We start from the raw sequence: 22,554 nt of genomic DNA, 5'->3' as shown, positions 1-22,554 counted from the left end.
CTCCTCACTCGTGCGTAAAGCGGTAATCGGTCAGAAGGTACGTCATGACGGCCTGCCAGGAGCGCACGGTGAAGTTCTCGTCGCGGTCGAGGCGCATGCCGGCCTCGTACGGGGCCTTGTCAGGCCGCGCTCGGAGCTCGGTGAAGACCGCGCGGACGTTGCCATTCGCGTCGGGCTCGAAGCGCGCGCCCTTGTCCCAGTCGGTCGTCGCGGCGCAGCGGCCATTGCCGATACCCTTGTTGTTGCCGTTGCCCTTGAGGTCGGCCTCCTCGAGGTCCTTCCACACGTCGATGAAGAGCGAGTAGGCGCGGTTCACCTCGGGAGAGGCGATGTCCACGGTCTCGCCGAGCAGTCGCCAGTAGAGCTCTTGGATGTTCTTGCGGATCTTCGGCTCCGAGTCGCCCACGGGCGCGAGCGGCGCGGTGTCGTTGGCCCGCGGCGCGAAGGGCACCGTGTTGAGCTCCACGGAGCGGAAGAGGCGGCGCTCGCCGATGGGCTTGGTGAAGTCGTAGCTGGTGGCCTTGCAGGCCACGAGGGCGCCCGCATACTGGCTCGTGGCGACCATGATGGGGCTCATCACGTCGGTGCGACGCGTGACGTCGGCCGAGTCGATGCCGCCGTAGACGAGGCGCCACTCGGCGTCCTTCGAGAGGTCGGAGCGCAGGTAGCCGTCGCGCGCGCGGGTCTCGTCTTTCCGGGCGGCGTCGCCCGTGAAGAAGTAGAGCCCGGTAGTGGCGCGGTACTTTCGGCCGAGCGCCTCGGGGGTGAGCAGACGACCCTGGCCGAGGCCGGCGTGGAGCGCCTCCTTCGCGAGCTCCCCCGTCTTGGCGCGGTAGTACGGGCTGCGCACGAGGGCCACGACGAGCTTGCGGAGGTTGAAGTTCGACGCCGTGAATTCGGCCCCTACCTTTACGAAGAAGTCGTTCTGCACCGAGAACGCCTGCACGCGATCGGCGTAGTCGCTCGCGGCGCGGTCTTGGGGGAACGAGAGCGGCTCGTCGCCGACGATGCCCTTGTACATGACCTGCGCGATCGAGACGCCGAAGCGCGGGTCCTTCGGGATCTGCGCGCCGAGCCACATGATGGCGTTGCCGTAGTTCTGGGGCGGGGTCTGGGCGCCGTTGAAGCCCGGCGGCAGCATGTCGTCGTGCCACTTGTCGGCGGGGTCGAAGCGGAAGAGCGCCTGCTCGCCGAAGCCGCGAAAGCCGCCGGCCACGGGGTCCATCACCCGATGGCACACCGAGCACATCGCCGAGTTGCTGGTGGGGTTCTGCACCGAGGTGAGCGCCGTGGAGTCGACGGGCCGCTGCGCGAACTTGAGCACGTCGGTCGCCAGGAAGTTCTTCAGCACCACGCGAGCGCGCTTTCGGCCGCGGTTCGTCGGGGTGGTCTCCCAGCGGTTCAGGAAGCCTGGGGTGCTGAGGATGCCCGAAGCGGGCACGCCGGTCGCCTTCGCCACTCCGTTGGTGACCGAGTGCTGCACCGGCGACAGCTCGATGCGCTTCCAGTCGAGGTAGCTGGACGCGGCGACGGGCTTGTCGTGAGGCAGGCCGTAGAGGCGGGCGGTGTAGGGGTTGGCGACGACGTAGTTGCCCGCGACCACGTCGGAGAACGGCAGATCGTTGCGAACGACGAAGTCGATGAAGCGCATCGGCTCTTCGCTGACCGCGAGGGTCGCGAGCGCGCGGTTCTCCGGGGTGTAGCCCGGGGCCCTGTCGTTGTAGAGCTCGGGGGCGTTGTCGAAGTTGGCGCCGACGCCCGCGTCGAGGCCGCGGTCGGTGAGGAGCGCGTCGTTCCAGGTCTCGCGCAGGAGGTCGTAGAAGAGCTCCTCGCGGGTGAGCTTCACGATGAACGCGTCGAAGCCGGCCTCGGAGGTCGCCTCTTCGAGCTCCTGGTCGGTGGGGACGCGGCCGGCGAGCTGGATCGACGCCTTGCGCGCGGTCTCGCGGAGCGAGAGGTTCAGGACCTGGAGCCGGTCCGCGCCTTCGCACTGGCGGTCCGTGCCGGCGCGGAGCTCGGCCACGAAGTTGCTCAGGATTTTGTACTCCTCGGACTCCTTCGAGAGCACCGCGCCGCCGCCGTGGCCGCGCTCGCCGAGCGGCTTCAGCAGGATGAGCGGGGTGTCGCGCACCTCCACCTCCGAGAACTCGCGCAGCGCGTTCAGGTTCGCGCTGACGAAGTCGGGGTAGGTCTCGCGGTACATCTTGAACTTGGCGCCCGCCTGGTCGGCGAGCCCGCCCGGGGTGTGGCAGCCCGCGCAGCTGACCATTGCCTTCCCGAACACCTGCGTGGTGAAGTACTCGCGGGTGCTCACGCACGCGGCGCCCGAGTCTTCCTCGCTGCTGCCGCAGCCCGTGCTCGACCCGAGCACCGTGGCCGCGAGCGCGGCGCCGAAGAGGGTGAGGGCGCTCGCGCGCGGCCGTGAGAACCGGCTCGTGGAGCGGGGGCGTCTCTGCACGTTGTCCATGCACATAGTTCAACGATGCATGTGGCAAAAGGTCAAGTGACCTCGCGGTGATCCGCGCGTCGAGGTGCGAGCGCGCCTTAGGTCGTCCCCGGTCGCCCACACAGTCGGCAGGGGGCGCCAAGGAGCGCCAAGGAGCGCCAAGGAGCGCCCCGCGGTGCGGGCTGCGCACGGTCGGGCTGGGCGCCGTGTCGTGCCGTCCTACCGCGGGGGCGCCGGACCTGGTACGCTGTCGGCATGGTCGCGCGCAGGTCTAGGTCGGAACGTCGGATCGTCACGGTCGTCGCTGCGACGGCGTACGTCGCCGCGGCCGCGGCCTTCGCCTTCGGCTGCAGCTCCGATCCCGAGGCCGAGGGAGGCGGGCTCACCCCCGCGCCGTCGTACCAGCCCGTGTCCGCCCCCTCGCAGAACCCGCTCCCTCCGGGGGTGGTCCCCCGCACGGACGGAAGCGCGCCGGTGACGCCGCCGCCGCCGCCGAAGGACGCCGCGCCCGACACCGTCGCGCCCGACACCGCTCCGCCGCCCGCCGACACGGGCCCGGCGGACGCGCCCACGGGGTGAGCGCAGCGGCTCGGGGACGCCCCCAGAAACGGGCGCGGAGAGGCGGCGTCGTCCTCACGCCGGCGGATCGACGCCGTGATGCGCAGATCGCCCGGTAGCGAAGGCGTAGGCCGCGCAGACCACGACGGCGAGGGTCGGTACGAACAGCGCCGCGTGCGCGAAGCGGACCGCGAGGATCGCGCCCAGCGCGCCGCCTCCCGAGAACGCGACCACGATGGTGAGGAGCAGCGCGAGCTTCTCGTGCGGGGGCCTCGCGGTGTGCTTCTTCCCGAGCGCCAGCGGCACGTGGAGGGCCTCCCCGACGGTGTCGCGCCACCAGCGGAACCAGCGGGCCGACTCCACGCCGAGGTCTGTGACCACGCCCGTGAGGTGCGTCGTTCGGACGACCGCGCCGGAGATGCGGCTGACGAGGCTGTTCTGCATGCCCATGGCCGCGCACAGCAGCGCGGCCTCCATGTCTTTGAGCCGCGGGTGCGCCTCGGGGGTGAGCGTAGACGTGCCGAGGAAGAGCAGAAAGAGCCCCGCCTCCCACAGGAGGACCACGGCGTACGCGTTCCCCAGGCGCCCGAAGACGCTGGTCTCCACCGCCATCGCCGCGAGGAAGGCGCCCACGAAGAAGGCGACGATCATCGTGACCGCGGTCGCCGCGGCGCCCACCTCCTTGGTGGCGAGGTCGTTGGCCAGGCGGCCGACGTTGCCCGTGACGTGCGACGTGAAGGATCCGATGAGCACGAACCCGGCCGAGTTCACGAAGCCACCCACCGCGGCGAGGTACGCGGCGAGGCTGCGGTTCTGGCGCTCGGTCCGGCCGAAGCCGTGGTGGCGAAACATCGCTCGGTCCCCGATAGCATCTGTGCGCGCCGAGCGCAGCGTCGTCGTGGCCCCGCGGCCGAGCTCACCGTTTCGTGTTGTTTTTCGTGTATTTCCCCCGCGTCTCGGGGTGCTCGTTCTCGTACGCCTGCAGGCTCTCGCGGGTGATCTCCACCTCGACGCGGCCGTCGCGGGCGACCTTCGCCTGGCACCCGAGCCGCGACGTGGCGCGCACGTCGAAGGCCTTGTCGAGGATGTCCTCCTCCTCGTCCTCCGCCGTCGAGAGGAGCGACGCTCCGGACAGCACGTACACGTGGCACGTGGAGCACGCGCACACGCCGCCGCACGCGTAGCCCTCCGGCGCGTCGAGCTTCTGCGCGGCCTGGAGCAGGCTGGTGCCGAGGGGCACTTCGATCTCCCCGAACTCTTTGAACGCTACGATGGGCATGGGGCTCTCCATGGAGGGCGGGGGCGCGCGCTTCGCGGGACGCGGGCGCGGGCTTGTCTTGGCTCGGGCGGGCTCCGCCGCCGCGGGGGTGAATCGGTCTAGTCGAGCGGTCGCTCGGTGTGGGCGTTCTCGACGCCCTTCGCGTGCTTCACGCCGTCTTCCACGGCGTCGAGGCGCTGCCCCGCGAGGGCGCGCGCCACGGCCTGGTCCATGCGCCTCCCCGCGAGCTCCTTGGTCGCGTGATCCAGATCGTCGAGCCGCGTGCGCGTGCGTCCGGGGTCGTCGCCCGCGGCGGCTTCCTTCAGCGCGGCGATGGCTCGGCGGATGGTCTCGGCCTCGCCTGGGACGAGGAGCGCCGCGTCGACCACCAGGGCCTGCTCGGTGGCGCGGAGCACGCGCTCGGCCTCGACCCGCCCCTCGAGCACGCGCCGCCGGCGCAGATCGTCTTCGCCGTGGTCGAGGGCGTCGATCAGCATGCGCTCGACGGTCTCGTCGTCCAGACCGTAGGTGGGCTTGACCGTGACGCGCTGCTCGATCCCCGTCGTGGTCTCGCGGGCGTGCACGGTCAGCAGGCCGTCGGCGTCGACCTTGAAGGTGATGTCGAGCCGCGCGATGCCGGCGGGCATGGGCGGGATGCCCTTCAGCGTGAAGCGGGCGAGGCTGCGGCAGTCGGCGACGAGCTCGCGCTCACCCTGAACGACGTGGAGCGCGAAGCCGGTCTGGTTGTCTTCCTGGGTGGTGTAGGTCGCGCGCGCACCCGTGGGGATCGTGGTGTTTCGAGGGAGGATCTTGTCGACCACACCTCCGCCCACCTCGATGCCGAGCGAGAGCGGCACGACGTCGAGCAGGAGCACCTCGCCGTCGCGCGAGGCGTTGGTGAGCAGCTCGGCCTGGACGGCGGCGCCCATCGCCACGACCCCCTCGGGATCGATGCCCGCGAGCGGAACCTTGCCGAAGAGCTCCTCGACGTACGCGCGCACCGCGGGGACGCGCGTGGTGCCGCCGACGAGGATGACCCCGTCGAGATCGCTCGCCGCGACGCCGGCGTCCTTCAGGGCGCGCCTGCACGACGCCCCCGTGCGCGCGAGAAGCGGCGCGACGAGCCGCTCCAGCACCTCGCGTGCGAGGGTGAGCGACCCCTCTCCACGCGGCCTCTCCACGGTGACCGTGGCCGCGTCGGTGAGGGCGTGCTTGACCTGCCGCGCGAGGTCGAGCGTCGCGCGGACGAGCGCGGGGGTGCGCTCGGGAGAGCCCGCTTGGACCCCCATCTGGGCGAGCAGCTCCTCGGCCACCAGGCGGTCCATGTCGTCGCCGCCGAGGGCGCTGTCGCCGCCGGTCGCCTTGACCTGGAACACGCCGTCCTCGAGGAGCAGAACGGTGACGTCGAAGGTGCCGCCGCCGAGGTCGTAGACCACGAAGAGGCCGTTTGTTCGCTGCTCGAGCCCATAGGCGAGCGCCGCGGCGGTGGGCTCGTTCAGGAGCCGGAGCACCTCGAGGCCGGCGAGCCGCGCGGCGTCTTTGGTGGCCTGGCGCTGGGCGTCGTCGAAGTAGGCGGGAACGGTGATCACGCAGGGACCGACGGTGCGAAGCTCGTCCTCCGCGAGCTCGCGGAGCGCGCGCAGGATCTCGGCCGAGACCTCTACAGGGGTGACCGCGCGGCCCCGCACGTCGAAGCGCACCACGTTGGGTCCGCCGCGCTCCGGCGGGAGGAAGCGGTAGGGCCCGAGGCGACGTGTCTCCGGGTCGTCGCCGCCGCGGCCCATGAAGCGCTTCACGCTGACGATGGTCTCGCGAGGGCTCTCCGCCGCGAGGGCCTGCGCGGCCTTCCCGACCACCGCGTGGCCGCGCGCATCGTAGTGGACGACGCTCGGCGTGAGCATGGAGCCGTGGCAGTCCTCGATGGTGGTGGGCGCACCGTCACGCACGTAGGCGACGAGCGAGTTGGTGGTGCCGAGATCGATGCCGACGGCGCGCGCCGGGGCCTTGGGATCGAAGATTTCAAGGAGCATCGAGCAGGTCGTCCTCTGCGGCGGAGACTTCGTCGGCGAAGCGTCGAAAAAAGCGGAGCTCGCCGAGCAGCGCGACCCCTGAGTGGAGGTCCGCGTCGGCCTCGAAGGCGCTCGCGAGCGCTCGGAGCACGCGCGCGGTGCCCTCTCGCGCGACGGCGCCCAGCGCGGCCACGCGCGCGGCGTCGCGCCCAGCCTTGGCGTCACCGAGCTCCTCGCGCCACTCGAGCACGTCCATCAGGAACGCTTGGCTCGGCTTCGGCTCGTGGCCGTCGCCGAGCGGCACGCCGCGCAGCGCGAAGAGCGCCTCGGCGCGGCTCAGCGGGTCGCGCACCACGCGGAACGCCTGGTTCACGAGCACCGCGCGATCGAGGGCCTGGCGCCGTTCGCCCGGGGGGGCGCCGACGTAGCGGTCCGGGTGGAGGGCTCGCGAGAGCTCTCGGTGAGTGCGCTCGAGCGCTGTGACGTCCAGGTCGAAGGCGGGCTCGAGGCCGAGGAGCGCGAACGGGCTCTCCTCTCGTGAGGGGGAGACAGAGCGGGAGGACACGCCCATGTCACACCTGGAAGCTGTGGCCGCAGCCGCAGCTCGCCTTTTCTTGTGGGTTGATGAACTTGAACCCCTGCTGGAGGAGCTTGCTCTCCCACTCGAGCACCGAGCCGTTCAAGTAGACGAGGCTCTTCGGGTCGACCACTACGCGGACCGGCGTGCCGTCTGCGGCCACGTAGTCGTAGACGCGGTCGCGGGCGCGCGGAGGGCCGTCGTGGAACTCGATGACGTACGAGAAGCCCGAGCAGCCGCCCCCGCGGATGCCGACGCGGAGGGCGGTGTCGGGCACGCCGCGCTTATGGAGCTGCTTCTTGATGGCCTCGACCGCGCGTGGGCTCACCGAGATGGAGGCCGCCGCCGCGCCCGAGGTCGGGGCGGGCTCGGACGTCTTCGCGTCCTGCGGCGCTGCAGTGGCTGCCGTCGCCGCCTTGGGCGACGCGGGGGAGGAGGTGGCCTCTGGAGAGCTGTGCATGGGTGCCTCGGGTCTTCGGTGCGCTGTCTCAGCCCTTGCTCGACGCTCGCGCGGCCTGCTTCTGACGGTAGTCGGCGATCGCGCTCTTGATGGCGTCCTCCGCGAGCACGGAGCAATGTATCTTGACGGGGGGCAGGTCGAGCTCCTGGACGATGTCAGAGTTCTTGATGGTCTCCGCCTGCTCGATGGTCTTGCCGCGGAGCCACTCGGTGGCGAGCGACGACGACGCGATCGCCGAGCCGCAGCCGAACGTCTTGAACTTCGCGTCTTCGATGACGCCGCCGTCGCCCACCTTGATCTGCAGGCGCATCACGTCGCCGCAGGCGGGCGCCCCGACGAGGCCGGTGCCCACGCTCGGATCGCTCTTGTCGAGCGTGCCCACGTTCTTCGGGTTCTCGGTATGTTCGATGACTTTTTCGCTGTAGGCCATGGTCTTACCTGTCTGCTGCTTTACTGCGCGGGGCGCTTCGGGAGGTCCGTCGTGGGGCGGCTCAGTGGTGGGCCCACTCCACCTTGGAGAGGTCGACGCCGTCTTTGTGCATCTCGTAGAGCGGCGACATGTCGCGGAGGTGCCGCACCTTCTTGATGACGAGCTCGGCTACGTAGTCGACCTCTTCCTCGGTGGTGTGGCGGCCGAGGCCGAAGCGAATGCTCGAGTGCGCGAGCTCGTCGCCCACGCCTAGCGCGCGGAGCACGTAGCTCGGCTCGAGGCTCGCGGAGGTGCACGCGGAGCCGGAGCTGACCGCGACGTCCTTGATGGCCATCATCATGGCCTCGCCCTCGACGAACGCAAACGAGAGGTTCAGGTTGCCGGGCAGGCGGTGCTCGGCCGAGCCGTTCAGGTAGACCTCGTCGAGCTCCTTCATGAGGCGCGCCTGGAGGCGGTCGCGCAGGGCGCCGATGCGCGCGCTCTCGGCCGCGCCCTCTTCCTTCATGATCTCGGCCGCCCGGCCGAGGCCCACGATGCCCGGGACGTTGAGCGTGCCGGAGCGCATGCCGCGCTCGTGGCCGCCGCCGTCCATCTGGGCGGCGACGCGCACGCGCGGCCGCTGACGTCGCACGTAGAGCGCCCCGATCCCCTTCGGGCCGTACATCTTGTGCGCCGTGATGGACGCCAGGTCGACGTTCATGGCCTGCACGTCGAAGGGCACCTTGCCGACGCCCTGCACCGCGTCGGTGTGGAGCAGCACGCCGCGAGAGCGAGTGAGCTTTCCGATCTCGGCGAGGGGCTGCACCGTGCCGATCTCGTTGTTGGCGAGCATCACCGACACGAGGATGGTCCTGTCGGTGATCGCGCGCTCGAGCGCCTCGAGCGACACTCGGCCATCGCGCTGCACGGGGAGGTAGGTCACCTCGAATCCCTCGCCCTCGAGGTGGCGGCAGGTGTCGAGCACGGCCTTGTGCTCGATCACCGTGGTGATGATGTGGTTGCCCTTGTCTTTGTAGAACTCAGCCACGCCCTTCAGCGCGAGGTTGTTGCTCTCGGTGGCGCCGGACGTGAGCACGATCTCCTTCTCGCTCTGCGCGCCGATGAGCGCGGCGACGCGCTCGCGGGCCTGGTCGACCGCCTCCTCCGCTACCCAGCCGAACGCGTGGTTACGGCTCGCGGCGTTGCCGAACTTCTCTGTGAAGTACGGCAGCATGGCGTCGAGGACGCGCCGGTCCACCGGCGTCGTCGAGTGGTAGTCCATGAAAATGGGGAAGGTCAGGGCCATGGCGCGCTCTCGGGGACGGGGCTAAGGGGGCTAGGGGGTCTCTGCGGGGTCGACGGGGCGGACGGGGGGGGCGTCGCGGGCGGGGGCGTCGCGCTTCCCGCGCGCGGCGCGAGGCCGCGATGGGGCCGGCGGTGCGTCGTCGAGGGAGGCGACGTGGGCGGGCGAGGATGGCGCCGCCGCCGACGACGCGGGCGCGGCGGGGAGCGCGACGCTGTAGCCCGACACCAGCTCGGGCACGCGCGTGCCCACCGCGTGGTGCTCGCACGACGTGCAGGAGGCGACGAGGCGCTCCGGATCGCAGACGTCGCAGGTGTCGAGGTAGTCGATGCTGCTCACGATCTCGCGCTCGAGGGCCTGCAGGCGCACGATGTGCGCGCGGGTCTCCGCGAGCTGACGCGCGTAGAGCTCGCGCATCTTCGCCATCGCGCTCGTCGCGGAGCGCTGATCGTCCCAGTCGCGGACGAGCGACTGGATGTCGGTCAGGCTGAAGCCCATGTCCTGGAGCTTGCCGATCCAGCGCACACGCACGAGCGACGTGCTCGCGTAGAGGCGGTACCGCCCGCGGGAGCGGGCCGCGGGAGTCAGCAGGCCGAGCTCCTCGTAGAGATGAATGGCGCGCACGGTCTTCCCGCAGAGCCGCGCAAGGTCGCCTACTTGCAGCAGATTTCTCTCGTCGGCCTCGGCTCGGGGCCAGGTCTCGGACGGCTCTTGGAGGAGCGGAAGGTGAACGTTGCGCTGGTTCATGACGAAACCCTCACGTAAGGGTATTGGTTCTTTAAGCCGGGAGACGCCGGCCGTCAAGCGCCCTTACGTAAGGGTGAGGGTTATGTCGCGCGCTCGTGTGCTCGGCCACGCGCCCGTGGTATCCTGTTGGAACGATTGGGACCTCCGAGCGACGACGAAGCCACGGCGCAGATTGACATCGAGGCACTGCGCCGTCGGGGGGCGTCGGATGCTGTCTCGGAGGACACCCGTGCGCCCATCTCCGACGCGCCGCCGTCTCCGACGCACATCGGCCGCGCCGCGACGCTGGACGAGGAGATCGCCGAGAGCGGTGAGGGCCCGCGCGCGCCCGACTCGGCGGCCCCCGTTACCCGGGCCGTAGGGCCCGAGGCGTACCCGTTCCTCGACGAAGAGCGCACCTCCGCCGACCTCCGCGCCCAGCCCCGCGCGCGGGTGGCCCCGGCCCGGCCCCCGCCGCCCGCAGGCCACCGGACCGCGGCGGTCACAGCGAAGGTCGACGGGCCGCTGCTCGACGCGGCCGCCCTGTGGAGCCGCTCTGCGCTCCTCGACGAAGCGCGGCCCGAGGCCGACACCGGCGACGGCGTCGAGTCGAGCGCGCCGGCCACCGATCTGGGGCGCACGGAGGCTCCCCCGCGCGATCCCGACGACGCGGAATCGCGAGGCCCCGCCTCGTGGCGCTCGGCGGCGGAGCCGTGGGTCGACGGATCCGACGAGTGGCTCGCCGAGCGCCGAGAGGTGAGGCCCTCGAGCTTCGCGAGCGCTTCGAGCCCCGCGAGCCTCGAGGAGCCGACGCTCCCACCGAAGCTGGCTCCAGCGTGGGCCGTGGGCGCCGACGGCGAGCCGAACACCATCGTGCCCCACATGCTGCCGCGCGACCGCGACGGCCGCATCGCGTTCGAGCCGATGCCAGCCATCGAGGAGCTCCCCGACGACGCGATCCTCGAGGCGAGCGGGGAGCACGGGGAGCCGGTCGAGGCGACGCTGATCGCGCGCTCCAACGCGGTGATGATGGCCGAGCACGACATCCCGCTCGGGACGGGCGACTTCGAGCTGTTCGAGCCCGACTCGGCCGACGTCGAGCTGCTGTCGCAGGCGGCGCTGGAGGCGCGCGCGTCGCACATGGAGCCTCCGGAGGCCTCGAGGCACGCGCCCGTGATCTCGTCGAAGCAGGATTTCGGCTACGCCGAGGACCTCGCCACCGATCCGCAGCGGTCGCTGGGGTCGCTGGTCCGTGGGCCCGCGCCCAGCTCGTCGGGTTCTGCGGGCGTGTCGACCGATCGCGCCGGTGCGCGCCGGCTCCCGTCGTTCTCCGACGCCACCGACGCGGACCTGGAGCTGTCGGGGGCGACCTTCGTGCGGGCCACGCCCCACTCGGCGCCCGAGCCGCTCGCCGGCGACTCCGATGTCGACCCTCAGCGCCGAGCGGCGACCGCGCGTCACGCTGACTCCGCGTGGCCCGCCCATGTCGACGAGCCTCCCCCGAGCGAGCTCACCCACGCACGGAACGACCTCGCGGCCGTGCGGGTGCCCCAGGAGTGGGAGCTCGGCGAAGACGGCGAAGAGCGCGCGCTCCGTGAGGCCGGGCGCTGGGACGACCTCTGCGATCTGCTGCTCGCGCGCGTCGACCGCGCTCCGGGCGACGAGGCCCGCGCGCGCCTCCTCGCGAGGCTCGCCTCGGCGCTGGAGGTCGGCCTCGCCGAGCCAGCGCAGGCACTCGACGCGCTCGCCGACGCCTACCGAGTCGCGCCCGACGAACCCTCCGTCCTCTTGGCGATTGAGCGTTCCGCGTCGAGGCTCGGCGGATGGGAGCTGCTCGCGCGGGTCTGCGGGCAGGAGCTCGAGCGCGCGCAGGGGACCGCGAGGGTACCGCTCCTCGCGGATCTCGTGCGCTGGCTGGACGGTCCGATCGGGCGCCCCTCCGACGCGGAGCCGTACGCCCAGGAGCTCCAACGGCTCTCCGCTTCGCACCCTGTCGCGCTCCGTCGCCGCGCGCTCGCGGCTTGGGCCGCCGGGGACATCGCCTCGTTCTCGGAGCTCGCCGAGCGGGCGCTCGAGCGCGCCGCGGCGCCGCATCTGGAGAGAGAGAGGGTCGCGCTCCACCTCGCGCTGGCGGACGCGCAGGCCCTCCACGCGGACGCCCAGCTCCACGTCGAGGCGGCGCTTGATCTCGATCCCACGAGCCCCGTCGTGCTCCGCGCGTTCGAGCGGATCGCCGCCCGCTTCGACCAGGACGCAGACGCGCGCTGGGCGCTCGAACAGATCGTCACTCACGGTCCGGAGCAGGAGCGGGTCGAGGCCTACTTCCGTCTCGCCGACCTCCTCGAGTCGCGCCTCCTCAAGCGCGAGGAGGCCGTGACGGCGCTGTGCGCGCTGCTCGAGCGGGCGCCGGGCCACGCCGAGGCGCGGCAGGCGCTCGAGCGCTGCTACTTGGGCCTCCGCGATTGGTCCGGGCTCGTGGAGGCCGTCTGCGCGCGCGCCGTCGCGCCCGAGGTCGTCGCCGACGACGACGCACGCGCCGAAGCGTTCGCGTACGCAGCCGAGGTGAGCGAGACGCGCCTCGGCGATCAGGTGCGGGCGGCGGAGTTGCTCGCGCGCGCGGCCCGGCTCGCGCCGACGAACGAGGCTATCCTCGCCCAGGGCGCGATGCTCGCCGAGCGCATGCAGGAACAGGCGGTCGCCCGCGGGTACCGCGTTCGGCTCGCAGCGCTCGCGCATGAGCCCGGGAAGAGGGCGGAGCAGCTCCTGGCCGTCGCGCTCGCGTGCGACGACCCCCTCGAGGCGCGTCGGTTCTTCGAGCAGGCGACGCAGGCCGACCCTGGCTGTGCGGGCGGGTGGGAGGGGATCGAGCGCGTCGCGCGAGAGGTCGGCGACGAGCGAGGCGCGCTGCTCGCGCTCCGAGGCCGCATCGACGCCACGGAGTCCCAGCGGACGAAGGGGCAGCTCCTGCTCCAGCTCGGCGCGCGCCTCGGCGCGCTCGGTGAGGCGGACGACGCCGACCGCGCGTACGAGGCGGCGCTGAAGGCCGATCCCTCGAACGAGGGCGCCGCCGTCGCCGTGTTGAGCTCGCTCGTTGCCGCCGGCCGCTTCGCGGAGGCCGAGCCCGCGTGCGAGCTTCTCGTCACCGCCGCCGCCCGCGATCGTGACGCCTCCGCGCTGTTCGCCAGGCTGCTCATCAAGGCGAAAATCGCCATGGGTATCGGCGACTTGAGCAAGGCGATGGCCGCCACTCTGGCCGCCGTCGAGACCCAGCCCTCCGAGCTCGAGCCCGTGGAACGCCTCGCCGACGTCCTCGTTCGAGAGGGGGCGCCCGAGCCTGCCGACGATCCCCACGCGGCGGCCGCGTTCTCGCGGGTCGCCGCGCGCGCCCCCGAGCTCGACGTCGACGTCGTCGCGGCGCTCGCCATGCGCCTCGCGTCCGCCGGGGACCACGCCCGCGTCGTCGAGCTCGCCGATCGCGCGATGCTCGTCGACGTGGAGGACGACCCCTCCGAGGGCGCGACGGGCCAGCGACCGGTGCCCGAGGTCGGCGCGGGCCTCTTCGCCGCGGTGGCCGAATCGCTCGTGGCGCTCGGCGATCTGGAGCGAGCCGCGGCCATGCGCCTCCGGGGGGCGCGCGCTACGTTGGAGCCCGACGCGCGCTACGCCGCGCTCGTGGCGACCATCGAGCTCTACGCTCATCAGCTCTGCGATCTGCCCGCCACCAAGGCCGTCGTCGCGGAGGCGCTTGCGCTCCGCGACGACGACGACTGGCTCCTCAAGACTGGCTACTGGGCCTACGGCGCAGACCACGACTGGGGGGGCCTCGTGACCGCGCTGGAGGGCGCGGCGCACCGACGTGACAGCGCTCAGGGGCAGGCTCGCTCCCTCATCGCGGCTGCGGAGGTCGCGCTCGGGCAGCTCGGCGATCGCGCGCGTGCGAGTGATCTCTACGAGGCGGCGCTCGACGCGGACAGCTCGCGCGACGACGCCTTCCACGCGCTCGTCGCGGCCTTGAGCGAGCTGGGTGATCCTGCGGCGCTCGAGGCAGCCTATCGCCGCATGCGCCACCGCGCGGACGCGAGCGGCGACCACGAGCTGCGCGCTTCGCTCGACCACGAGCTCGCGCGAATGCGCTCCGACGCGCCCGCGCCGCCCGCGCACGCCTATCCCGACCACGATCACGACCGCGATCACGGTCACGATCACGATCACGATCACGGTCACGATCACGATCACGATCACGATCACGATCACGATCACGATCACGGTCACGATCAGGATCACGATCAGGATCACGATCGCGATGACAACGACGTCCAGGGGGCGTCTGCGCCGCTCTCTCCGGCGGACCTCGCCGCCGTCGAGGACCTCGTCGCTCGCGACGAGCTCGACCTGGCCTGCGCCGCGCTCCGCCAGGAGCTCCAGCGCGATCCGCATGACGCGCGGTGCTACGAGCTGCTGTACGGCGTGTACCTGCGGCAGCGCAGGTTCGATCGCGCGCTCGCGACCGCGCAGGTGCTCGCGGAGTTTCGCGTCCCGTCCGCCGAAGAGCAGCAGTTCATCGACGACTACCCGCCCTGCGGCCTCGGCGACGTGCCTGGCAGTCTGCTCGAGGAGGCGTGGACCTCGCACCTCTTCCCCGAGGACCTCGATCCGCTGCTCACGAGCGTCTTCGCGTGGATGACGCCCGCCATGTGCCGCCTCCTCGAGGCGCAGATGAGCGATGAAGAGCGGGTCCGCGCCTTCGGCACGCGGCTGTCACGGACTCACCTCCGGAACGCCGACGTCATCCGCACGATGTTCCACGATGGCGCCGAAATTCTCGCCGTTGGCAATCCCGAGCTGCTCGTGGGGCCGACGCCGGACGGCTCGCCGTTCGCGTCGTCGAGCACGCCGTTCGGAGCGATCGCCGTCGACGTCGACGGTGTCGTTGGCCGGGAGGCGCTCCTGCCCTACTTCGTGGGCGCGGCGCTCGCCAAACAGCGCCCCGAGCTGGCCCCCGCGGCGCTCTTCCGGGCACCCACGGAGCTGACGAAGCTCCTCGCCACGGCCGTGCGCGTGGCGATGGGCGAGCGTGGCTCGGACGGCGGTTCGACGAAGCAGGACCGCCTGCTGCTCTCGCTGATGTCCGCCGACGAACGCGAGAGCGTCGCTCGAGCCGTCGAGATCGCCCGCGCCGAGGGCGCGCGGCTCGATGTCCCACGGTGGAGCCGCGCCGCCGAGCAGGCCACGCTGCGCGTCGGGCTGCTGCTGTCCCAGGACGTCGCCACCGCGAGCCGCGCCATCGAGTCGGCGTCGAACGCCGGCGCCGCGCGCGAAAAGCTCGGGGCGCTTTACCTCTTCGCTACCGGCGAGCTGTACGCGGACCTGCGTCAGGCCATCGGCGTCAACGTCGGCGACAGCGGCGGCGAGGGATAGCGGACCTCACTCCCCCCGGGGTCGGAGCCACGCGTGGCCTGGAGGTCCGCAGAAAAAAAGAGAGGCCCAACCCTCGCGGGGCTGGGCCTTCATGCTGACCAGACCTGCGCCGCGACGCGGGCAGGGCGGTCCGCCGCCTACCAGCGACCGCCGCCGCCGCCGCCGCGACCGCCACCGCCGCGGTTCTGACGCTCCTCGGCCTCGTTGACCTTGAGCGCGCGGCCGTCGAGGAGCGCGCCGTTCATCTCGCGGATGGCCTTCTGGGCCGCCTCGGAGGTGCCCATCGTCACGAAGCCGAAGCCGCGCGACTGACCGGTCTCGCGATCGGAGACGACGTGCACGTCGGTGATCTCGCCGAACGTGGAGAAAGCCGCGCGGACGGAGTCTTGGTTGGAGTTGAAGGAGAGGTTGCCGACGTAGAGACGATTGCCCATGTGTGAATCTCGATTCAATTAACGGCCCGGTCTTGAAAAACCTGCCATCCAATCAGCCGTGGAGATCGGAAGGTCGGGTACGGAAGCGTTGTTCCGTTCCCTCGCGTCGTTGCCGTTTGCAGCGAGGTCCGCGATCCCAGGGTGAAGCGAGAGAGCGTCGTCGTCGTAGCGGAGAAACGTGAGTGAGTGCCCGCAAGGTAGTCCGAAACGGAGGATATGCAAGCGATGTCGCTAGGGTGCGTTGCGTCCGTTCGCGCTACGGGCGCTTCAGACCGACGCGGGGCGATCCACGTGCCGGCTGACGATCTCCGAGATTCGCGCGAAGAGGTCGAGGTCGCCTCCGTGGTCGTCGCGCCACGCGCCCCCGTCGTCGAGCGAGAAGTGCCACGCGTGCGCGTCGGCGGCGAGCCAGAGCTGACGCGTGGGTCGCTGGGTGTTGAGCACACACTTTCCGCCGTCACGGAACGTCACGCGGAGCACGTCGCCGGCGCGATCGAAGTCCACCTCGTCGGCGTCGAAGCCTTCGAGCGCGGCCTCCACGCGGCGGAAGGCGGCCTCGGCGTGGCGGTAGTAAATGGTCTCGTCCATGGGGGCTTCGCTCATGAGGGGCCTCGCGGCAGGGTGGGGGCAGCCGCGCGAGTCGGCTGGCGACTCAGTTCAGCGAGTGGGGCAAGGCGAGCGCAAACGGCGCGATGGCCGCGTCGAACCGCGAGCCGTCGGCGCGGTGCATCTGGTAGGTGCCGCGCATCTCGCCGCGCGGCGTGGCCAGCACGCAGCCGCTCGTGTACTCGAACTGCTCGCCCTGACGCAGCGTGGGTTGCTGGCCCACGACCCCTGGGCCGCGGACCTCCTCGACCTTGCCATTCGAATCGGTGATGACCCAGTGCCGGCTGCGCAGCTGCGCCGGCTCGGGCCCTTCGTTCGCGATGCGGATGGTGTACGCGAACACGTAGCGGTGCGCCTTCGGCGACGACTGCTCCGGCACGTACTGAGTGGAGACGGAGACGCGGATGCCTTGGGTGATGGCGTTCGACACGAGGAGAGCAGAAGTGCCACTTTGTGGGCGAGACTTCAAGAGAAGGAGCGTGGCCCGCCGCGCAAGCGGCAGAGCTCGATGGCTCAGGGCGACAAGACGCTCCGCGCGATCACGAGGCGCTGGACCTCGCTCGTGCCTTCGTAGATCGTCGTGACGCGGGCGTCGCGGAGATGACGCTCGGCCGCGAACTCGCGGATGTAGCCGTAGCCGCCGTGGATTTGTACGGCGTGATTCACGATGCGGTTCGCCGCCTCGCTCGCGAAGAGCTTGGCCATGCTCGCCTCCCGAGAGAAGGGCCTCCCCTCCTCTTTCAGCCACGCCGCGCGCATCGCGAGCAGGTGCGCCGCGTCGAGCTCGGTCTTCATGTCGGCGAGCTTCCACTGAATGGCCTGAAACTCGCCGATCGATCGGTCGAACGCCCGCCGATCACGCGCGTAGCGGACCGACTCCTCGAGCGCCGCGCGGGCGATGCCGAGGGCCTGGCACGAAATGCCGATGCGGCCGCCGTCGAGCGCCATCATCGCGACCTTGAAGCCCCCGTTGAGCTTGCCGAGCAGCGCCGACTTGGGCACGCGGCAGGCCTCGAGCTCGAGCGCCGCGGTGTTCGACCCGCGGAGCCCCATCTTCTGTTCGGCGCGCCCGATCCTCAGGCCCGGGGTGCCGCCCTCGACCAGGAAGCACGAGACGCCCCTCGTGCCGGGGAGGGTGGCGGTGTCGCCCGTCCGCGCCCACACCACGAAGACGCCCGCGTACGATCCGCTCGAGATCCACTGCTTGTCGCCGTCGATGACCCACGAGTCGCCGTCGTCGCGCGCCACGGTGCGCATCGCGCCCGGATCGCTGCCCGCGCCGGCCTCGCTGAGGGCGAAGGCGCCCGCGAGGTACTCGGCGCTCGCGAGCTTCGGGCAGTAGGCCTGCCGCTGCTCGGGGGTGCCGAACGCGGAGATCACCTCCCCCACCATGTTCGTGACGGCCATGGTCACGGCCGTGGACGCGCAGGCGGCGGCGATCTCCTGCATCGCGAGCCCGTACGAGACCACGCCCGCGCCCGACCCGCCCACGTCGTCGGGCACGTTCACCGCGAGCAGGCCGAGCTCCCCAAGGCCGCGGATGAGCTCCTCGGGGAAGCGCTCCTTCTCGTCGATTTCGCGGGCCTTCGGGGCGATCGCCCTCGTCGCGAAGTCGCGGGCGGCGAGGCGCACGTGCTCTTGGGTCTCGGTCAGCTCGAGGTCCATGATGGCTCCCGGCGCGCGAATGCGCGCAACATGTGGAAACGAATCGTGAAATTACAGTGAGAAGGTGACCTTCGCCGCGTAGCTTCCGGGGCTCGGGAAGCGCATGGCGCGCGCCGCCGCCGCCACGCAGTCGATCTGTGCGGCGGCCTCCTTCGTGGGGCCCGCGACCCCTACGCTGGCGACCTTGCCGTGGCTGCCGTCCGGCTCGACGTAGACCGTCACCTGGAAGGGCGGGCCGCTCTTGCCGTCGCGGCACTGCTTCACCGCGTCGGCGAGGGCCTTCGCGCCGACGGCCGCCTTCTCGGGCCCCCACGCCGAGGGCTCCCGCGCGTCGTGGAGGTCGAAGCCGAAGCCCTTCTGGACCTCCGCCTCGCCCCCTACCGGCGCGGGCCAGGGCGCCCCCGTGAGGACGTCGAGCACGCAGCGCTCGGTGTCGCGATCGCCGAGGGTCGACTCCTCCAGGTAGATCCAGCGGACCTTGCCGGTGGCGTCGATTCGCGCGAAGAACTTGGCGTCACCCGCCAGGTAGTCGAGGCGCTTCTGCCCCTGGGTCTGGCAAGCGAGCAGCTTCGGCTTCACGCGCTCGAACGCGCGGTCGGTCAGCGCCGGGTCGATCTGCCCGAGCTCCTGCGAGACCTGCGGGAGCGGTGGGGCGGCCCGGTTGGGCGTGGGCATGCGCGCCCCCTCCGGCTCCTTCGCGGGGGGCTCTCCACCGCAGGCCGCGAGCGCCATCGAGAGCGCGAGGGCCGCGCCCGCCGCCCCGCCCCGCGCCGCGCGTCGACGCGTACGCTCACGACGCGAGCACCTTCGCCGCGATCACGATGCGCTGGATCTCGCTCGTGCCCTCGTAGATTTCCGTGATGCGCGCGTCGCGGTAGTGGCGCTCGGGGGAGAACTCGGTGGAGTAGCCGTAGCCGCCGTGAATCTGCAGCGATTTGTGCGCGACGCGCGTCGCGACCTCGCTCGCGTAGAGCTTCGCCTGCGCGCTCTCCATGCTGTGGCGGACACCCTTGTCCTTCAGGCTGGCCGCGCGCCAGGTGAGGAGCCGGGCTGCGTCCAGCTCGGTCGCCATGTCCGCGAGCATGAACTGAATCGCCTGGTGCTGCGCGATCGGGACGCCGAACGACTTGCGCTCCTGGGCGTAGGCGGTCGCCACGTCGAGGGCCGCGCGCGCGATGCCGAGCGCCTGCGCGGCGATGCCGATGCGGCCGCCGTCGAGCGTGGCCATCGCCACCTTGAAGCCGTCGCCCACGGGGCCGAGCACGGCGGTGTGCGGGACGCGGCAGTTCTCGAAGAACACGGTGCACGAGTGCGCCCCGTGGATGCCCAGCTTGTGGTCGCGCGCGTTCTTCGTGAAGCCGGGCGTCCCCGCGGGGATGAGGAACGCGGTGTGCCGCACCTTCGGCTTGGCGGCGTTCGGATCGCCGCGGTCGGTCACCGCGAACAGCACGATGTAGTCGGCCTGCGGGCCGTTCGTGATCCAGTTCTTCGCGCCATTGATGACCCACGAGTCACCCTGGCGCTCGGCGAAGGTGAGCATGGTGTGCGCGTCGGAGCCGCTCATGGGCTCGGTGAGCCCGAAGCAGCCGAGCTTTTCGCCCCGCGCGACCGGCCCGAGGACCTCGGCCTTCTGCTCAGGCGTTCCGAACTTCGTGACCGGATCGCAGAAGAGCGAGTTGTTCACGCTCATGATGACGCCCGAGGAGGCGCAGGCGGCGCTGATCTCTTCCATCGCGAGGACGTACGACAGCGCGTCGAGGCCGCCGCCGCCGTGCTCTTCCGGGACCATCATTCCGAGGAAGCCGAGCTCGGCCAGACGCTTCACGATCTCGTCCGGCCAGCGCGAGGCCTTGTCGATCTCGGAGGCCTTCGGCGCGATCTCGCGCGCCGCGAAGTCCCGCGCGGTGTCGCGGATCATCTTCTGCTCTTCGGTCAGCTCGAAATTCATGTTCGTGCGCTCCAGAGTCGGGGGGCCCCCTGGCCGCGCCGGTGGAGGCGCGCGAGGCAGGCGGGATCGTGGCGGCGGCGTGTGGCGGTGGTTCTACTGTCCGCGTCGCGGCCTGTAAACGGCAACGATTGCGCGCGCTGAGGCGAGCGCCACGGGGCTGCTACGCGGCCGGCTCGACCGCCACGAGGGCCGGGAGCTCGCCGGCCCGTACGAGCAGCCGCTGCTTCGGGCGAATTGCGACAGGCACCGTGGCCTCGGCCAGCATCGCGAGGTCGAAGACGTTGTCGCCCGCGGCGAGCACCAGGGGGCGCGCGCCGATGACGCGGCGTAGGCGCGCGACCTTTCCTGGACCGTACGGGATCGGCGCGTCGATCTCGCGCGTCGACAGACCGCCCGCGGCGTACGCCGTCGCGGCGATCACGTGGTCGGGGTCGATCCCGACGAGGCGCGCCCCCGCGATGACGATGGGGCGCGGCGACGCGCTCACGAGGAAGGCCTCGAGCCCGAGGCCACGCGCCTCGTCGAGGAGGGCGACGCTCTCCCCGTGGAGCCGGGCGGCGAGGCCGCGGGTCTCGACGAGGTGGGTCGAGAACGCGTCGATCTCCGCGGTCGCGCGCCCTGCGACGGCCAGGGCGATGAGCTCGCAGATGCGGTCCTCGGGGAAGCGCCCGTGCCCATACGCCTCGAAGATGGCCTCGAGCTGCGCCTTGGCGCCGCCCCGCGCCGGCACGTTGAAGCCCGCCGCGTCGGTTCGGAAGAGCTCCGCGGCCTCCGCCGAGAACGCGTCCTCGGCGAGGAGCGCCTCGAGAAAGTCCTCTCCGACGTCGCCCGACCAGAGCGTGCCGTCGCCGTCGAAGGCTACGGCACCGGAGGGGCTCCGCCGGGCGGCCTCGCGCAGGCGGAGCCGCACGGTCTCGTAGGGTTCCACTCTCACGCGCCGCACGATATCGGCTCTCGCTTGGAACGGAAAGGCCTGGCGAGAGGCAGGCCGCCTGGCCTCGGCGCGAGCCGCGCGTCGGGAAAGAATGACCGGCGGGTCAATAATTCCTACGCGGGACTTGAAATGAGGCCCCGCCGACCTAAGTTCGCGCCGACCACGCGCTCCAGAGCGCGCGTCGAGCCCTCTCCTCGGTCCGCCCACGGTGTCCTGTCCAAGGTGTCCTGATGCCACGACCTCGCTCCCTCTCGTCTTCACCGCTCTCGCCACGCCGCGTGGCGCTCGCCCTGGCCGTCGCGGCGTCCGCGGCGGTGCGCGTCGCCGCGGCGCAGCCCGCGCCCGCCCCGAGCCCTGCGCCCGCCCCCGCCGCCCCGAGCCCCGCGCCCGAGGTGGCTGCTCCGCAGGCCCCCCGGCCCAACCTCGGCGGCACCGCCGTGGCGGGCGGGGCGCTCACCGCCGACGTCGTCGGCCGGCGCGCCGCGGAGACGAGCTACTCGGCGCGAGCGGCCCAGGAGTCGGTGCGCTCCGCCGCGGTGAAGGTCGACCAGGCGTGGTCGAACTACCTCCCGCGTCTCTCCGGGAAGTTCTCGTACACGCGCCTCTCCGACTTCACGCCGCCCTCCGCCACCGGCGCCGGCTCCATCGTCGGCACGCCGCTGCCGGCTGGCACGCCGAACCCCACGCCCACCGTGGCGGTGGGCTTCTCGTTCCCGCTCGTGCTGAACCAGTGGGCGCTCGAGGCGCAGCTCGTCGTGCCGATCTCGGACTACTTTCTCCGCATCAACCAAGGCTACGCCGCCGCGACGAGGAGCCAAGACGCCGCGCGGCTCGACGTGGTCACCGCCCGCGCGAAGTCCGCGGCCGAGGGTCGCGTCGCGTACTACAACTGGCTGCGCGCTCGCGGCGCGGTCGTCGTCGCCACCCAGAGCCTCGAGGCCGTGAAGGTGCACCTCGCCGACGCCAAGAACCTCCTCGCGGTGGGCAGCGCCTCGCGCGCCGACGTGCTCCGCGCCGAGACCGCCGTCGCCGGCGCCGAGCTCGCCGTCGAGCGCACGAAGAACCTCGCGGCCCTCACCGAGAAGCAGGTCGCGCTCGCCATCCACGCGAAAGAGGACGAAGCGCTCGTGCCCGGCGAGGGCATCGACGGCGAGGTGGCGCCGTTCGTCGGCAGCCTCCCCCAGCTCATCGCGGAGGCCCGAACGGGGCGCTACGAGATCAAGAGCATCGACGCGAGCGCGGCCGCGGCGCGCAAGCAGGCCGAGGCGTATCGTGGCGGCGCGTACCCCAGCGTCGCCGCTTTCGGCAGCGCGCTGTACGCGAACCCGAACCAGCGCCGCTTCCCCCAGGCGAACGAGTTCTTCGGCACCTGGGCGCTCGGCGCGCAGGTCACCTGGTCGCCCAACGACGCGTACGGCGCGTTCGCGGGCGCGAGGGACGTGGAGGCCCACGTGGCCGGCGCAGAGGCTCAACGCGAGGCCGTCCGCGACGGCGTGGAGCTCGAGGTCACCCAAGCCTTCCAGGCGGTGCGCGAGGCCGACTTCGCCGCGGTGTCGAGCAAGCGGCAGCTCGCGAGCGCCGAGGAGGCCCACCGCGTCGCGCGCGAGCTGTTCGTGAACGGGCGCGCCACCTCGACGACCCTCACGGACGCGGAGGCCGACCTCACCCGCGCGCGGCTCGAGCAGCTGAACGCGCGCATCGAGGCCCGCGCGGCGCGCGTGCGGCTCGAGCACGCCCTCGGGCGTGACGCCCGCCCCTACGATCGGTAGCCTCGGGGCGCGCGGCGGTCGCGGCGCCCCCGAG

19 protein-coding genes are annotated in these 22,554 nt (G+C 71.6%); 3 read left to right on the top strand and 16 right to left on the bottom strand.

Annotation, left to right across the window (positions count from 1 at the left end; translation table 11 throughout):
* Nucleotides 1–4: 4 nt before the first annotated feature.
* Nucleotides 5–2,458 carry a DUF1588 domain-containing protein gene (locus IPQ09_00750; GenBank protein ID MBL0192748.1) on the bottom strand — a complete coding sequence of 818 codons (2,454 nt, stop codon included), beginning with the start codon at nucleotides 2,456–2,458 and terminating at the stop codon, nucleotides 5–7.
* Nucleotides 2,459–2,701: 243 nt separating this feature from the next.
* On the opposite strand from IPQ09_00750, the gene IPQ09_00745 reads away from it, so the two are divergent.
* Nucleotides 2,702–3,025 carry a hypothetical protein gene (locus IPQ09_00745; protein MBL0192747.1) on the top strand — a complete coding sequence of 108 codons (324 nt, stop codon included), beginning with the start codon at nucleotides 2,702–2,704 and terminating at the stop codon, nucleotides 3,023–3,025.
* 54 nt (nucleotides 3,026–3,079) lie between these two features.
* Here the strand turns inward: IPQ09_00745 and IPQ09_00740 are convergent, their stop codons facing one another.
* From IPQ09_00740 to IPQ09_00705, 8 genes are all read right to left on the bottom strand, one after another.
* On the bottom strand, nucleotides 3,080–3,856 hold the full coding sequence (locus IPQ09_00740; protein MBL0192746.1) for a DUF1275 domain-containing protein: 777 nt from the start codon (nucleotides 3,854–3,856) through the stop codon (nucleotides 3,080–3,082).
* Between the two features lie 64 nt (nucleotides 3,857–3,920).
* Entirely contained in the window at nucleotides 3,921–4,283 is a 363-nt protein-coding gene (locus tag IPQ09_00735; protein MBL0192745.1) for a 2Fe-2S iron-sulfur cluster binding domain-containing protein, read from the bottom strand.
* 98 nt (nucleotides 4,284–4,381) lie between these two features.
* Nucleotides 4,382–6,292 (bottom strand): Fe-S protein assembly chaperone HscA, encoded by a 1,911-nt coding sequence (hscA, locus tag IPQ09_00730; GenBank protein ID MBL0192744.1) that lies wholly within the window; start codon nucleotides 6,290–6,292, stop codon nucleotides 4,382–4,384.
* The gene (hscB, locus tag IPQ09_00725) at nucleotides 6,282–6,842 is read right to left on the bottom strand and encodes a Fe-S protein assembly co-chaperone HscB (GenBank protein ID MBL0192743.1); all 561 of its coding nucleotides are present in this window, start codon (nucleotides 6,840–6,842) and stop codon (nucleotides 6,282–6,284) included. The genes hscA and hscB overlap by 11 nt, the downstream gene beginning before the upstream one ends.
* A gap of 1 nt (nucleotide 6,843) precedes the next feature.
* On the bottom strand, nucleotides 6,844–7,308 hold the full coding sequence (locus IPQ09_00720; GenBank protein ID MBL0192742.1) for an iron-sulfur cluster assembly accessory protein: 465 nt from the start codon (nucleotides 7,306–7,308) through the stop codon (nucleotides 6,844–6,846).
* 28 nt (nucleotides 7,309–7,336) lie between these two features.
* Nucleotides 7,337–7,738, bottom strand: a complete 402-nt coding sequence (gene iscU / locus IPQ09_00715; protein ID MBL0192741.1) for a Fe-S cluster assembly scaffold IscU — start codon at nucleotides 7,736–7,738, stop codon at nucleotides 7,337–7,339.
* A gap of 61 nt (nucleotides 7,739–7,799) precedes the next feature.
* Entirely contained in the window at nucleotides 7,800–9,017 is a 1,218-nt protein-coding gene (locus IPQ09_00710; protein ID MBL0192740.1) for an IscS subfamily cysteine desulfurase, read from the bottom strand.
* A gap of 36 nt (nucleotides 9,018–9,053) precedes the next feature.
* On the bottom strand, nucleotides 9,054–9,767 hold the full coding sequence (locus tag IPQ09_00705; protein ID MBL0192739.1) for a MerR family DNA-binding protein: 714 nt from the start codon (nucleotides 9,765–9,767) through the stop codon (nucleotides 9,054–9,056).
* A gap of 135 nt (nucleotides 9,768–9,902) precedes the next feature.
* On the opposite strand from IPQ09_00705, the gene IPQ09_00700 reads away from it, so the two are divergent.
* Nucleotides 9,903–15,164, top strand: a complete 5,262-nt coding sequence (locus tag IPQ09_00700) for a hypothetical protein (GenBank protein ID MBL0192738.1) — start codon at nucleotides 9,903–9,905, stop codon at nucleotides 15,162–15,164.
* Between the two features lie 137 nt (nucleotides 15,165–15,301).
* Here the strand turns inward: IPQ09_00700 and IPQ09_00695 are convergent, their stop codons facing one another.
* From IPQ09_00695 to IPQ09_00665, 7 genes are all read right to left on the bottom strand, one after another.
* Entirely contained in the window at nucleotides 15,302–15,598 is a 297-nt protein-coding gene (locus IPQ09_00695; GenBank protein MBL0192737.1) for an RNA-binding protein, read from the bottom strand.
* A 267-nt stretch (nucleotides 15,599–15,865) separates the two neighbouring features.
* A complete protein-coding gene (gene cyaY / locus IPQ09_00690) occupies nucleotides 15,866–16,201 on the bottom strand; it encodes an iron donor protein CyaY (protein ID MBL0192736.1) in 336 nt (111 codons plus the stop codon).
* 49 nt (nucleotides 16,202–16,250) lie between these two features.
* Complete coding sequence (gene apaG / locus IPQ09_00685) at nucleotides 16,251–16,634, bottom strand: Co2+/Mg2+ efflux protein ApaG (protein MBL0192735.1); 384 nt, start codon at nucleotides 16,632–16,634, stop codon at nucleotides 16,251–16,253.
* 83 nt (nucleotides 16,635–16,717) lie between these two features.
* Nucleotides 16,718–17,869 carry an acyl-CoA dehydrogenase family protein gene (locus IPQ09_00680; protein ID MBL0192734.1) on the bottom strand — a complete coding sequence of 384 codons (1,152 nt, stop codon included), beginning with the start codon at nucleotides 17,867–17,869 and terminating at the stop codon, nucleotides 16,718–16,720.
* Between the two features lie 51 nt (nucleotides 17,870–17,920).
* A complete protein-coding gene (locus tag IPQ09_00675; protein MBL0192733.1) occupies nucleotides 17,921–18,544 on the bottom strand; it encodes a hypothetical protein in 624 nt (207 codons plus the stop codon).
* A gap of 115 nt (nucleotides 18,545–18,659) precedes the next feature.
* Nucleotides 18,660–19,817: an acyl-CoA dehydrogenase family protein gene (locus IPQ09_00670; protein MBL0192732.1), complete on the bottom strand. Its 1,158-nt coding sequence runs from the start codon at nucleotides 19,815–19,817 to the stop codon at nucleotides 18,660–18,662.
* A gap of 160 nt (nucleotides 19,818–19,977) precedes the next feature.
* Nucleotides 19,978–20,751, bottom strand: coding sequence for a haloacid dehalogenase-like hydrolase (locus tag IPQ09_00665; protein MBL0192731.1), 774 nt, complete (start codon nucleotides 20,749–20,751; stop codon nucleotides 19,978–19,980).
* A 230-nt stretch (nucleotides 20,752–20,981) separates the two neighbouring features.
* On the opposite strand from IPQ09_00665, the gene IPQ09_00660 reads away from it, so the two are divergent.
* A complete protein-coding gene (locus tag IPQ09_00660) occupies nucleotides 20,982–22,520 on the top strand; it encodes a TolC family protein (GenBank protein ID MBL0192730.1) in 1,539 nt (512 codons plus the stop codon).
* Nucleotides 22,521–22,554: the final 34 nt, after the last annotated feature.

This window comes from Myxococcales bacterium, from assembly GCA_016720545.1.
Taxonomy (GTDB): Bacteria; Myxococcota_A; Polyangia; order Polyangiales; family Polyangiaceae; genus JAAFHV01.
Note: the sequence above shows the minus strand (reverse complement) of the source record. Positions and strands in the feature narration are given on the sequence as shown.

Coding starts and splice junctions, on each gene's coding strand:
- IPQ09_00720 (MBL0192742.1), bottom strand. CDS start 7,308: ATGCACAGCTCTCCAGAGGCCACCTCCTCCCCCGCGTCGCCCAAGGCG.
- iscU (MBL0192741.1), bottom strand. CDS start 7,738: ATGGCCTACAGCGAAAAAGTCATCGAACATACCGAGAACCCGAAGAAC.
- IPQ09_00695 (MBL0192737.1), bottom strand. CDS start 15,598: ATGGGCAATCGTCTCTACGTCGGCAACCTCTCCTTCAACTCCAACCAA.
- hscB (MBL0192743.1), bottom strand. CDS start 6,842: ATGGGCGTGTCCTCCCGCTCTGTCTCCCCCTCACGAGAGGAGAGCCCG.
- IPQ09_00740 (MBL0192746.1), bottom strand. CDS start 3,856: ATGTTTCGCCACCACGGCTTCGGCCGGACCGAGCGCCAGAACCGCAGC.
- cyaY (MBL0192736.1), bottom strand. CDS start 16,201: ATGAGCGAAGCCCCCATGGACGAGACCATTTACTACCGCCACGCCGAG.
- IPQ09_00735 (MBL0192745.1), bottom strand. CDS start 4,283: ATGCCCATCGTAGCGTTCAAAGAGTTCGGGGAGATCGAAGTGCCCCTC.
- hscA (MBL0192744.1), bottom strand. CDS start 6,292: ATGCTCCTTGAAATCTTCGATCCCAAGGCCCCGGCGCGCGCCGTCGGC.
- IPQ09_00705 (MBL0192739.1), bottom strand. CDS start 9,767: ATGAACCAGCGCAACGTTCACCTTCCGCTCCTCCAAGAGCCGTCCGAG.
- IPQ09_00745 (MBL0192747.1), top strand. CDS start 2,702: ATGGTCGCGCGCAGGTCTAGGTCGGAACGTCGGATCGTCACGGTCGTC.
- IPQ09_00670 (MBL0192732.1), bottom strand. CDS start 19,817: ATGAATTTCGAGCTGACCGAAGAGCAGAAGATGATCCGCGACACCGCG.
- IPQ09_00675 (MBL0192733.1), bottom strand. CDS start 18,544: ATGCCCACGCCCAACCGGGCCGCCCCACCGCTCCCGCAGGTCTCGCAG.
- IPQ09_00660 (MBL0192730.1), top strand. CDS start 20,982: ATGCCACGACCTCGCTCCCTCTCGTCTTCACCGCTCTCGCCACGCCGC.
- IPQ09_00680 (MBL0192734.1), bottom strand. CDS start 17,869: ATGGACCTCGAGCTGACCGAGACCCAAGAGCACGTGCGCCTCGCCGCC.